The sequence below is a fragment of the Candidatus Poribacteria bacterium genome, assembly GCA_021162805.1.
GTDB lineage: Bacteria > Poribacteria > WGA-4E > B28-G17 > B28-G17 > JAGGXZ01.
Genome location: JAGGXZ010000036.1, coordinates 64,223 through 75,898, shown reverse-complemented (window position 1 = coordinate 75,898; position 11,676 = coordinate 64,223). Strand labels below are relative to the sequence as shown.

Below are 11,676 nucleotides of genomic sequence, written 5' to 3'. Positions count from 1 at the left end.
CGAGGATGCCGAAAGTTCAGGAGGTTGTGAGGGATTTCTTCGGTAAGGAGCCGCACAGGGGGATAAATCCGGATGAGGTGGTTGCGATGGGCGCTGCGATACAGGCTGCGGTGTTGACCGGTGAGGAAGGGGTCAAGGACATACTGCTGCTGGACGTCACACCGCTTTCCCTGGGCGTCGAGGCCCGCGGAGGTCTGTTCGTCAAGATAATCCCGCGCAATACCACCATACCGACCCGTATGAGTAAAATCTTCACAACGGTGGTAGATAACCAGAAGAGCGTCAGGATACACGTGCTCCAGGGCGAGAGGGAGATAGCCTCCGAGAACAAATCGCTTGGCATCTTCGAGCTGACCGATCTTCCACCCGCTCCCAGAGGCGAGCCCAGGATAGAGGTGATGTTCGACATCGACGCCAATGGTATCGTCCACGTCTCGGCCAAGGACGTCAAAACCGGAAAAGAACAAAGCATGCGGATCGAACCTTCGGGTGGCTTGACAGAGGAGGAGATAAAGAGGATAATAGATGAGTCGAAAAAGCATGAGGAAGAGGACAAAAAACGCAAGGAGCTGATACTGGCGAGGAACAGAGCTGATTCGGCGTTGTATTCGGCGGAGAGGCTTTTGAGGGAGAGGAGGGATGAGATCTCTCAGGATACCGCTGAATCGCTTGAGGTTTGTTCCTCTAAGCTTAAGGGGGTTATGTCTGAGGATGATCCCCAGAGTATAAACGAGCTTACGGATAAGCTCGTGGATCTGCTGGCCAAAGCCTCCGATGAGATCGAGAGGGCCGGATCGAAGTCAGAGGATTCGGCCCGACAAGAGGAAGGGGAAATGAGCGAAAATGGCTAAAAGGGATTATTACGAGATTCTAGGCGTAAGCAGGGACGCCTCACAGGAGGAGATCAAGCGGGCCTATAGAAGGCTCGCTATGAAATATCATCCTGACAAAAATCCCGGCGATAAGGAGGCCGAGGAGAGGTTCAAGGAGGTTAACGAGGCATATGAGGTGCTGAGCGATCCGGAGAAGCGGGCGAGATACGATCAGTTCGGACATGCCGGCTTCAGAGGACCTACCGGAACGGGAGGGGATTTCAGCTTCGATTTCGGATTCGGCGCCTTTGAGGATATCATATCCGATATCTTCGGCGATTTCAGCGACTTCTTCGGAGGCAGCAGAAGACGAGCTGGGCCCAGGCGCGGCGACGATATACGGTACGATCTGGAGGTCACTTTGGAGGAGATCTTAGCAGGCAAGACGGTTCCGATCGAGGTGATCCGTACGGAGACGTGCCCGAGGTGTCACGGCACAGGCTCAGCTTCACCGCCCAAAACCTGTCCTCGATGTGGCGGTAGAGGGAAGATATCCTTCAGACAGGGATTCTTTACCGTCTCACAGACCTGTCCTCAGTGTGGGGGAACCGGTCGGGTGATAACCGATCCGTGTCCTCAGTGCGGCGGCAGAGGGGTCATAAGGCGTAAACGCAGAATTGAGATCAACATCCCCAAAGGGGTTGAGGAGGGTACCGTGCTGAGGGTGCCGGGACAGGGAAATGCCGGGATGAACGGCGGTCCACCCGGTGATCTGCTCGTGGTCATACACGTCAAAAAGCATGATAGGTTCGAAAGACGCGGGAATGACCTGCTGACCACTGTGAGCATCTCATTCATCCAGGCAGCCCTTGGCACCGAGGTGGAGGTTCTAACCCCAGGCGGTTCAACCGTCAAGCTCAGGATACCGCCGGGGACACAGAGCGAATCGATCTTGAGGATCAAGAACAAAGGGCTGCCGTATATGGACGGTTTCGGATCAGGAGATCTCCTCGTCAGAGTCCTCGTCAAGGTGCCCTCGGATATGAGCGATAGGGAGAAGGAACTCCTCAGGGAGATCGCCCGCATAAGGGGCGAGAAAGTTCTCGATGAGGAGAAAGGCTTTTTCAACCGTGTCTTCAGGCACTGAAACCGGCTCCTGGATTAAGATCAGCGTCAAGACCTCCCCTGAAGCGAGCGATGCGATCTCAAACCTCCTCTTCGAGCTCGGCGCCGGAGGCGTTGAGGTCAAAGAGGTGGGTTCATCTTCAACGCTTATCGCCTTCTATCCGCCGGATGATCTAGTTGGTGAGAGGCTTCTTAAGATAAGAGCTTTTTTCAAGAAGCTGAGGGAATGTGGCCTGGACCCCTCACCGGCCAAGATAGAGTTCGATGAGATCGAGGACGAGAACTGGATTGAAAATTGGAAGTCCGTCTTTAACCCCATCAGGGTCGGCCGACACATCGTGGTCTCGCCCACCTGGTGTCAGCCTGAACTTAGGAAGGGTGATATCGTGATATGGCTCGATCCGGGTATGGCCTTCGGCACCGGACAACATCCCACTACGAGGCTTACCCTGACCTTGATGGAGGAGAGCATCTTCGAAGGGGCAGAGGTTCTCGACGTCGGGACGGGATCGGGCATCCTCTCGATAGCGGCCGTTAAACTCGGCGCCAGGCGGGTCACAGCGATAGATATAGAGCCGGGCGTTATCCCCGCCGCTCGGAAGAACGCCTCGTTGAATGATGTTGGGGGGGGAGTAACCTTTATAGCGGGCGACATCTCAGAGGTACCGCCCGAACCGAAATACGATCTCGTCGTCTGCAACATACTCACCAGAGTTAATACGCTGCTCCTACCGGATCTGAGAGAAAGGCTCAAACCGGGTGGGATCGCTCTGTTCTCCGGAGTCCTGATAGGCGAGGGCGATATGATGAGAGACGCCTGTCAGATGGAGGGATACGAGGTGTTGGATACCATCGAAGAGGAGATGTGGCTTGCTCTTAAGTGTAGGTTGAAATCCAGGTGAGGTGAGAGAGGATTTGAGGAAAAATAGACGTTTCCTCATAATATCCCTTTTTTTCATCCTTGGTCTTTTGATCCCTACATTCTGGAGAATCAAAGTTGGTGGATCACATCGAGCGAGGACTGAGGTAAGAATAAGAGCCCCTTCCGATCCTAAAGCCATGGATATTTTCATGAAAAATGAGATGGAGTTGGCCAAAAGCTACGCTGTCATGGAGAGGATCGCTTACAAGATGGGGCTCATTAAGATAAATGAGCTATCCCTGAAGCACGAATCCGGATTTTATGGTAAATCGAAAGGCGAAAATCTCTCCAACCGAAGGCCGACCGAACGGGTGAGGAGAATAGTCGAATCGATACGGAGTAGAATCGAGGTGGAAAATCCGCGCATGACAAATCTATTACTGTTCACCGCCGTCGCGGAAACCGGAGCGGAAGCCGTTAAGCTCGCTCGGATCGCCGCCCAGCAGTATATCGAGGAGAGAACATTCTTGGAGAGGGAAAACCTGGAGGAGGAGGTCAGATACATCCTCTCGGAGCTGAAGACTAGGGAGAAGGAGTTGGAGGAGGCTAAAAAGGAGATATCGGATTACCTGAGACAACACCCTGACTTCATCCCCTCATCCAACGTCCGATCCATATCGAGCCTCATCGCGAAGTATAGCCGCGATCTCGAAGAGATCAACGTGGATATAAACAGCTGCAGGCGGGAGTTACAGGTCGTTAAATCCCTGATTGAGCCAACCAAAATAACCCCTCAGTATATCGCTCGGATCAGTTCCTTCTCAATGAGGCTTATCTCCGATCCCATCATATCAGCGCTGATCGAGGAGATGAGAAGGCTTCAATCCAAGCGAGCGAAGCTGCTCCGTCACTATACCGAGATCCATCCCAAGGTTAAGGAGAATCAGGCGCGAATCGAAAAGGTCAGTTCCAGGTTGGCTGAGGAGATCAAAACGAAGCTACAGGCCGATATGGATAGGATATCGGGGGAGATCTCCGATCTGGAGAAAAGGAGGGATATGGTTCAAAGGAAGATCGACACCGCCAGGAAGCAGATCTCCCGCCTCTCCAGACTTCAGGGTGAATACGCTCTGATTGAGTCTAAGGCTCGGTCGCTTTCGGAGCTCTGCTCGATGCTGAGGGGGAAACTTGAGGAGTACAGGCTTAAGATGCTTGAGAAGCCCGATATCGCCGTCATCGTAGAACCGGCTCGGGTGTTACCCTCTTCTAGGGGGATCAAACGCTATAGGAGCATGACGATAGGCGGATTAATCGGTTTGCTGATAGGGATTGCCCTGACGACGATCCGTCCCAGACGGGCTTCGAGAAAAGAGATATCGCCACTTGATGGGAGAATCGATGAAATCCAAATTCCCATCCTCATCGTGCCGGGTCTGGAATGGGATGAGCTTATGGTTTCATACGCCGATGATCCTGAAGCTATGCGGGCTGTTAACTCCCTGCTGCCTGAAGGTGTGGATCTGATTTTAGGCTATTCACCCGACGGCCGAAGGACTAGCCTTGGGTTTAACCTAGCCATATACCGTGCCCGCAAAGGAGTTAGGACAGTTCTAGTGGGATTTGCCCCTCAAGATGAAAGGTTATCACGTCTCTTCGGTGTAGAGGAAATTCCAGGACTGACCGACATAAGCCATGATCCCAACCTTCTGCCTCAAGTCCTCCGAACGGCCACCGATATGCTGTTCGGCGTAATCGAGGTGGAAACACTGGCAAGCGCCCATGGGATTGACTACCTAAGCCTGCTGCCATACGGCACCGATCGGAGGATCAATATGGAGAACCTGGAGAAGGTGCTCTCGGATCTGAGAGGATGGTATAAATCGGTTATACTGGATTGCACCTCGGCGTTACCCGATCAGATAGATAGGATCAGGGCATTAGCTGATGGGATCCTGATCGCCTGTCATATGGCCGATTTGAGATCACGGGGTTTCAGCTCTCTGCTTGAGAACCTCAGCGAAGAGAGATCGAAATCGGTGGTCGTGGCCTTGAGATGAACGAAGGTTTTTTCTATCTCACATCCCGTTCCGAGCTCGATCGTCCCCTGATAGAGGCTGAGCTTATGACTTTCGCCGGGGTTAAGCCCGATCGGTTCGGATTGGGGATATCCCGGCAGAGGGCGGATATATCCAGGTCGGCCTTCATAAACCTCGGCGCTGAGATGATCTTCAGAGGCGGAGATCTGGAGGAGCTCAGGAGATACCTCTCCGCCATCAGGATTTCAGCTGATGGATTCGCCATAAGGGTTAAGAGGCTCGGAGCTCATATCGAGGTGAAATCGCCCCAGATGGCGGCTATGATCGCCGATCTCATATCCGGCAGGCCGAACCTTTCGAGGCCGAAGGTGAAATTCCTATTGGTCATGGAGGAAAATCAGGTTCTGTTCGGCAGGGTATTCTCGGAGATCAGCCGGGCCTGGGTCAAGCTCTCTTGTAAACCCCATACCACCTCCAGCTCGATACCGCATCGGCTGGCGCGGGCGATGATAAACCTTTCAGGTGTCAGCCCCCCCGCCAGATTAGTCGATCCGTGCTGTGGGGCAGGGACAATCCTACTGGAGGGGGCAGAGATGGGATATGAGGTCACGGGATACGATTTGAATTATAAGATGATTCAGGCTTCGCTTAAAAACCTCGCCTATTTTGGCCTTTCGGGAAGGGTTATCCAGGCTGATGCGAGGGAGATCGATGGGGAATTCGATCTCCTGGTGACGGATCTTCCATATGGGATGAACATGGAGGCAACCGATGATCTATATCGGGAGCTCCTGAGGAACTTCGTTAATCTCGCCCCTATCTCGATCATCGCCGTCGCCCGCGATATATCCGGAATGCTTCGGGAGGTGGGATATCGCATGATTGAATCCCTACCTGCTCCGAAGCATTCCATGACGAGATACATCCTCACCGCACGCCTCTAAACATCGGCGGAGCCACTAAGATCTCACCATCCCATCCGATTTTCTCCGCCGCTCCGTCATCGACATCTTCGGCCGTGAGTTTGGCCCTTATCAGATCGCCCGGTTTCGGGCTTAACTTGAGGGCATTCCACGGGACGAAAACTGAGAAGGAGGTGTTTCCACCCCGTCTGGAGAACATGAGAACCCCCGGCTCGGAGAGCTTTCTATCGTTGATCGATAGAGTTGCCTTGCCTTTGTCGATATCGAATCCGATCCTGTTTCCCCCGACGAGAAGTCCTACGGACAGAGAATCGCCCTCGCTTGGTTTATCATCCCTAATGCCGCCGCTCAGGTAAAGCACATCCTTATCCCAGGCGAAACCCATTCGAAGTGAGAAATCGGTTGGGTCTTTGCCGATCAGGACGATATGTGGAAGGCCTTCTCTGCGGCGGCCGTCGAAGTGAGAGGCCAAAACTATCTTCGGATTGTAATTGCCGGTCAGATTCGGATAACGATACAACCTCACCTCTCTCTCATCGGTTGGATATATCACGGTTAACCTGGGGATCTGTCCCAGGGTGGTTTGTATGTCATCCAGATGCAGGTGGAAATCAGCTTGGATCTTATCTCCTGGCTCGATTGATAGTCTGACTGCAGGTGGATATATCCTGAAGCCGGATGGAAGATCCCAAAGGGCGGCGACCTCAACCCTTTTATCGAACGGATTGGATACGCTGAGCTTCAACTCGGAGTCCGATCCGGATACGTTTCCCGAAAGCGAGACGGCTCTGGAGATGCGGGAGGCGATTGAGGCGGAAGAGGTGGTCACCACGTTCATGTCGTGAATTGATCCGGGCTCGACGACGGAGTAATAAACCTTATCTCCGTCAACGGTTATGAGCATGTAGTGTAGGATGTTGCCGGCCTCCCTGAAATCTCCCATCTCCGCTCCTCCACCGCCTGAGATTATATACTTTATCCCGTCCCGATCCTCATAGCGCTCATAGAGATGGACATGTCCGGCTATCACGGCTTCGGTGTTATAAAGTTTCAGCAGTTCATGCACCTTATCCCATTTTTTATCCCTCCAGAGAGGTTTATGGAGAAAGACGAAAACGTGCTGTGCGTCGGCATGTAGCTCCAGATCTTTCTCGAGCCACTCAAGCTGTTGCGGGCTTATCCTGCTTATGTAGTTCGGCCGGGCTTGATCGGAGCAGAGAGTTATAAAGTGGGAATTGCCGTAATCGAACGAATACCAGAGATCGCCGATCATCCTCCTCCAAAACATCTGGCTCATCTCGCTCCAGATATCATGGTTCCCCGCCACGGGCAGGACAGGTATATCGGAGGTGGAGACGGCTTTGAAGTATTCACGCCACTCCTTCATCAGCAGCTCAGGATCATTTGTATAGCCATGTGAGATTATATCTCCGACGTCCATCACGAAATCCGGTCGGATTCCGTTGAGCTCCTTGATTATCCTATACCACGTCTCAGGCTGATATATTGTCAGCCAGCTTCTCGTATCCCCCGCGACGGCGAAGGTGAATTTATCCTCCATTAGGTCCTCATCCTTGACCGCTTGAATCTGCTTTTCGAGGAAAGGCTTCTCAGCCCCGGCCAGCCTCGCCATCTCATCGAGGCTCACCTTCCGGAAGGAATCCACCACATCTCCGTTTAACCCTATCGCCTTGAAGCTGAGGACGCCGCCCTTCACATCGACCACGACGCAGTGATAGACGGATTTATGAAGCTGGATGACGTCCCAGTCCTTGTTCTCAACCTTATCCAGCGCCGAACCTCCACCGCCGGTTATTATGTAGAAGATCTCACGGTCATCCTTGAGCAATTTCCTGCCGCGTTCGTAATCGTGTGTATGACCGGAAAACACGATATCCACCCCGTATCTCTCCAGAATCGGAACCAGATACCTCCTCACGGGTTCCTCTCCCGTATATCCGGGGCTATCCCACTGCTCGGAATATGGCGGATGGTGGAAGAAGACGAACCTGAAGGCGGCCTTTCTGAACTCCTCCGATCTGAGCTCCTTCAACAGCCATTTGTACTGATCGCTATTCGGATCGTATGGACGGTTGGTATCAAGTATGATGAAACGCGAATTGCCGTAGGAGAAGGCGAACCAATGCTCGTTTCCCGGCTGTGAGACGAAATCGTCAAACCAGTGGGCGTTTCTCTCGTGATTGCCTATAGCCACATATGTGGGTACCGAATGGGCGAAGCAGCTCATCGGCCCAAAATACTCCCTTCCCCATTGCTCATAGACGTTTCCGTTACTGACCACATCGCCGACGTTTATGACGATGTCGGGGTTTTGGGAGGCTATGAGTTCCGCCACCCGTTTACACATCTTGACGTCGGTCCGGTTATCACCCCATACCGCGAACCTGAATGGGGTGTCACGTCGAGGTGCCGTCCTGAAGGTGTATATTTCGCTTTGAATTTTTTCATCTCCGGAGCGCGAGATAACCTTATATCTATATCGGGTTTCCGGCTTCAATCCCCCGATTCTGATCTCATGGATCTTAACCTTCCTCTCATCACCCTTGTATCCGGAAAGCCCCATATCTCCATACCGCACCAGGGAGGTCGAAGGTTTATCGGTCTCCCACATGACGGTAATTCCAGTCTGAGTCACGTTTTGCAGATACGGTCCTTTGATTATCTCTAGCGCTATCCCAGACCCACAAGCGATCGCCAAAAGGGCCAAGGTTACGGCAAGGTTTTTCATCTTCCCTCTCCTCCTGCATCCTTACTGGATATTTAGGGTATAATATTATCATCATCCCCCAATAGCTTTCAAGGATGATTATACCCCTCTCGAGGATAAAAGGATCGGCGTTCTTCACCCCATCTCTTCCTCGGAGCTTCCCGCTCCAGGTGATAACGGGGATATAGCCTGTTGATTTCCCCCTGAGGAAATTGTATAATGCCTCGCGGATCCGAAATCGGCGGAGGTAACAATTAATGACCTCGCGTGAAAGGATACTATGTGCGATGGAGCTTAAAACGCCTGATAGGGTGCCGGTCTCGCCCTTTACCCTGGGCAGACTCAACCCTGAGGGCGAGATGGCGAAAAGGCTTATCCGTGAGACAGACCCACTGATAGATATCGGCATCGGCGGCAACGTCTTCCTGGGACAGCTCGTTCAAACCGAATTCCACAGAGAGGGGAACGATACCGTCACCGTCATCCACACCCCTAAAGGCGATCTGATCAGCCGATACAGGCGGACGGAGGTGACGGGATATACGGTGGAGTTTCCATGTAAAGATGGCGAGGATGTCGAGAAGCTCCTCTCCATCCCTTTCAAACCCGTCGAGCCCAATCCGGAGGGATTCTTCAGGTGGAAGGAGATGATCGGTCAGGAGGGGTTAGTATTGGCTGGGCTGCCAGATGCGATCTGTTTCCCAGCCTCCTATCTCTCGCCACAGGACATGTGTCTCTTGTGGATGGACGAGCCGAAGCTGATGCTGAAGATGGTCGAGACGGCGGCCGAGAGGGTGAACGAGTTTGTGGAGAAGGCCTGTAAGCTGGGGGTCGATGCCTTCAGGATAATCGGCGGGGAATACGCCACAGAACAGCTCGGGCCCAAAGGGTTCAACGCCCTGGTGAAACCCTTCGACAGGGATCTCTGTCGGATAATCCATCGCTACGGCGGGATAGCATATTACCACAATCACGGGGATGTGAACAGATTCCTGGAGGATTTCGCCGAGCTCGGAATAGACGCACTTGATCCCCTGGAGATACCACCGTACGGTGATGTAGATCTGGCGGACGCCAAGAGGAGGGTTGGCGATAAATACTGCCTGGTCGGACCGCTGGATGACATGGAGGTTCTGGAGACAAAGGATTTTGACTACATCAGCGAGCTCGCATGGCAGTGCCTCCAGGCGGCAGGACCGGACGGATATATATTGGGCGGCACGGCCTCAGGGACATATACCGAAAGGGCGGCGGAGAACTTCATCAGATTGGTCGAGCTATCCAAGAGGTTCTCAGCCGAGCTTAAGGGATAGCGCCATGGATAGGAGGAAGTTTATTAAAATAGCCCTGGCCTCGCCTCTTGCGCTAAACCTTGGATGCGGGGTGAGGCCGATGATAAGGAGGATGGCCGTGAGGGAGAAAATCACGATAGCCGAAAACGGGCGAAGCGATTACAAGATCGTCGTTTCAAGGGAAGCTTCGCCCTCTGAGAGACACGCCGCTGAGGAACTCAGGGGCTTCCTCAAAGAGATGACGGGCGCGGATCTGCCCATATTGACGGACGAGGTCGGGATGAACGGAAAGGAGATAATCCTAGGCCGAAACAGACATCTGGACGGGCTCAACCTGCAGATCGATTGGGGAAAACTGGGAGATGAGGGATTCAGGATCTGCACGGTCCCTCCCCATCTCGTCATAGCGGGCGGGAGGCTCAGGGGAACGATGTACGGGGTCTACACCTTCCTGGAGAGTCTGGGATGCAGGTGGTTCGCTCCTGGGGTGAGCCGTATACCAAAGCTGGAGAGGCTATCGGTATCGCCGATGAACGAAGAACAGATTCCAGTTTTGGAGTATCGTGAGCCCTATTATACCGAGGCATTTGACGGCGATTGGGCAGCGAGGAACAAGGCGAACGGATCGGCGCAGAGGCTGGACGAGGCCAGAGGAGGAAAAATCAAATACTCTCATTTCGTCCACACCTTCTACTCGATCATACCCCCCGACAGATACTTCAAGGAGCATCCCGAATACTTCTCCGAGATAGACGGTAAGAGAACGGCCGACCGGGCTCAGTTCTGCCTGACCAATCCGGACGTGTTGAGGATCACCATCGAGACGGTGAAGAGATGGATCGAGGAGAGCCCCGATGCGATGATATTCTCCGTCTCGCAGAACGACTGGGGTGGATGGTGCCAGTGTCCTGAATGTCGCAAGGTGGATGAAGAGGAGGGAAGCCACAGCGGAACTGTTATCCGATTCGTCAACAAGGTGGCTGAAGCGATAGAGAAGGAGCATCCGGATAAATTCATAGATACCCTCGCCTATCAATACACGCGCAAACCGCCTAAACATGTCAAACCGCGCAAGAACGTCATCGTCAGACTGTGCAGCATAGAGTGCTGTTTCTCTCATCCGCTGGATGAGTGCCCTGAGGACAGATCCTTCGTGGACGATATCAGGGGGTGGTCGAAGATCACGGACAGGCTCTACGTCTGGGATTATGTCACCAACTTCGCACATTATATCATGCCCTTCCCAAACCTCTTCTCGCTGAAGCCCAACGTCGAGTTCTTCGTCGAGCACAGCGTCAAGGGGATCTTCGAGGAGGGAAACTACTCCAGGGGAGGAAACGGGGAGTTCGCCGCCTTGAGGGCGTACATGCTGGCCAAGATCCTCTGGAATCCCGATTGTGACGATAGAGAGGTGATGCAGGAGTTCCTTGAGGGATACTATGGCAAGGCGGCTCCTTTTATAAGGGATTACATAGAGCTCATACACAGGGAGGTTCCGGGCAGGGGGATTCACTTCCATATATTCGACCCGCCGTCGAAGCTAGATCTCTCAGATGAGGTGATCGCCGAGGCCGAAAGGCTGTTCGATGAGGCCGAAGGGGCGGTTTCCGATGGGGATACGCTCATGAGGGTGAAGCTGGCAAGGCTTCCGATATGGTATGTGCGAATGGAGACTGCAGAGAAACTTACACCTCAGCTGGAGAGAATCACCAGGGAGTTCTTCAGAATAGCGGAGGAGAACGGGATAACCAATATAAGCGAGGGTAGAAGCATGGACTGGTACAAAAACACCATAAGGGAGAGGTGGGGATTGGAGGTTTAGACAAGGAAATGTGAATTCGATTTCATCATATCTGCAATCAACTTCTTCCCGAATTTCCCCTGATCCTTATTATTTG

General features: G+C 53.1%; 8 protein-coding genes. 7 read left to right on the top strand and 1 reads right to left on the bottom strand.

Going from position 1 to position 11,676, the window contains the following annotated elements:
• The 5 genes from J7M22_02760 to J7M22_02740 form a co-directional block, all read left to right on the top strand.
• A partial coding sequence (locus J7M22_02760; protein MCD6505526.1) for an Hsp70 family protein occupies nt 1–851 on the top strand: 851 nt, incomplete at its 5' end.
• Nucleotides 844–1,959 carry a molecular chaperone DnaJ gene (gene dnaJ, locus J7M22_02755; GenBank protein MCD6505525.1) on the top strand — a complete coding sequence of 372 codons (1,116 nt, stop codon included), beginning with the start codon at nt 844–846 and terminating at the stop codon, nt 1,957–1,959. The genes J7M22_02760 and dnaJ, both read left to right, overlap by 8 nt.
• Complete coding sequence (gene prmA / locus J7M22_02750; GenBank protein MCD6505524.1) at nt 1,919–2,839, top strand: 50S ribosomal protein L11 methyltransferase; 921 nt, start codon at nt 1,919–1,921, stop codon at nt 2,837–2,839. Before dnaJ ends, prmA begins: the two co-directional genes overlap by 41 nt.
• Before the next feature lie 169 nt (nt 2,840–3,008).
• Entirely contained in the window at nt 3,009–4,856 is a 1,848-nt protein-coding gene (locus J7M22_02745) for a hypothetical protein (protein ID MCD6505523.1), read from the top strand.
• Nucleotides 4,853–5,779 carry a methyltransferase domain-containing protein gene (locus tag J7M22_02740; protein MCD6505522.1) on the top strand — a complete coding sequence of 309 codons (927 nt, stop codon included), beginning with the start codon at nt 4,853–4,855 and terminating at the stop codon, nt 5,777–5,779. The genes J7M22_02745 and J7M22_02740 overlap by 4 nt, the downstream gene beginning before the upstream one ends.
• Here J7M22_02740 and J7M22_02735 read toward each other — a convergent pair.
• Nucleotides 5,763–8,507, bottom strand: a complete 2,745-nt coding sequence (locus J7M22_02735) for a metallophosphoesterase (protein ID MCD6505521.1) — start codon at nt 8,505–8,507, stop codon at nt 5,763–5,765. The genes J7M22_02740 and J7M22_02735 overlap by 17 nt on opposite strands.
• A gap of 236 nt (nt 8,508–8,743) precedes the next feature.
• Here J7M22_02735 and J7M22_02730 point away from each other — a divergent pair, with 236 nt between their 5' ends.
• Nucleotides 8,744–9,799, top strand: coding sequence for a hypothetical protein (locus tag J7M22_02730; GenBank protein MCD6505520.1), 1,056 nt, complete (start codon nt 8,744–8,746; stop codon nt 9,797–9,799).
• 97 nt (nt 9,800–9,896) lie between these two features.
• Nucleotides 9,897–11,600, top strand: a complete 1,704-nt coding sequence (locus J7M22_02725) for a DUF4838 domain-containing protein (protein ID MCD6505519.1) — start codon at nt 9,897–9,899, stop codon at nt 11,598–11,600.
• Nucleotides 11,601–11,676 lie beyond the last annotated feature (76 nt).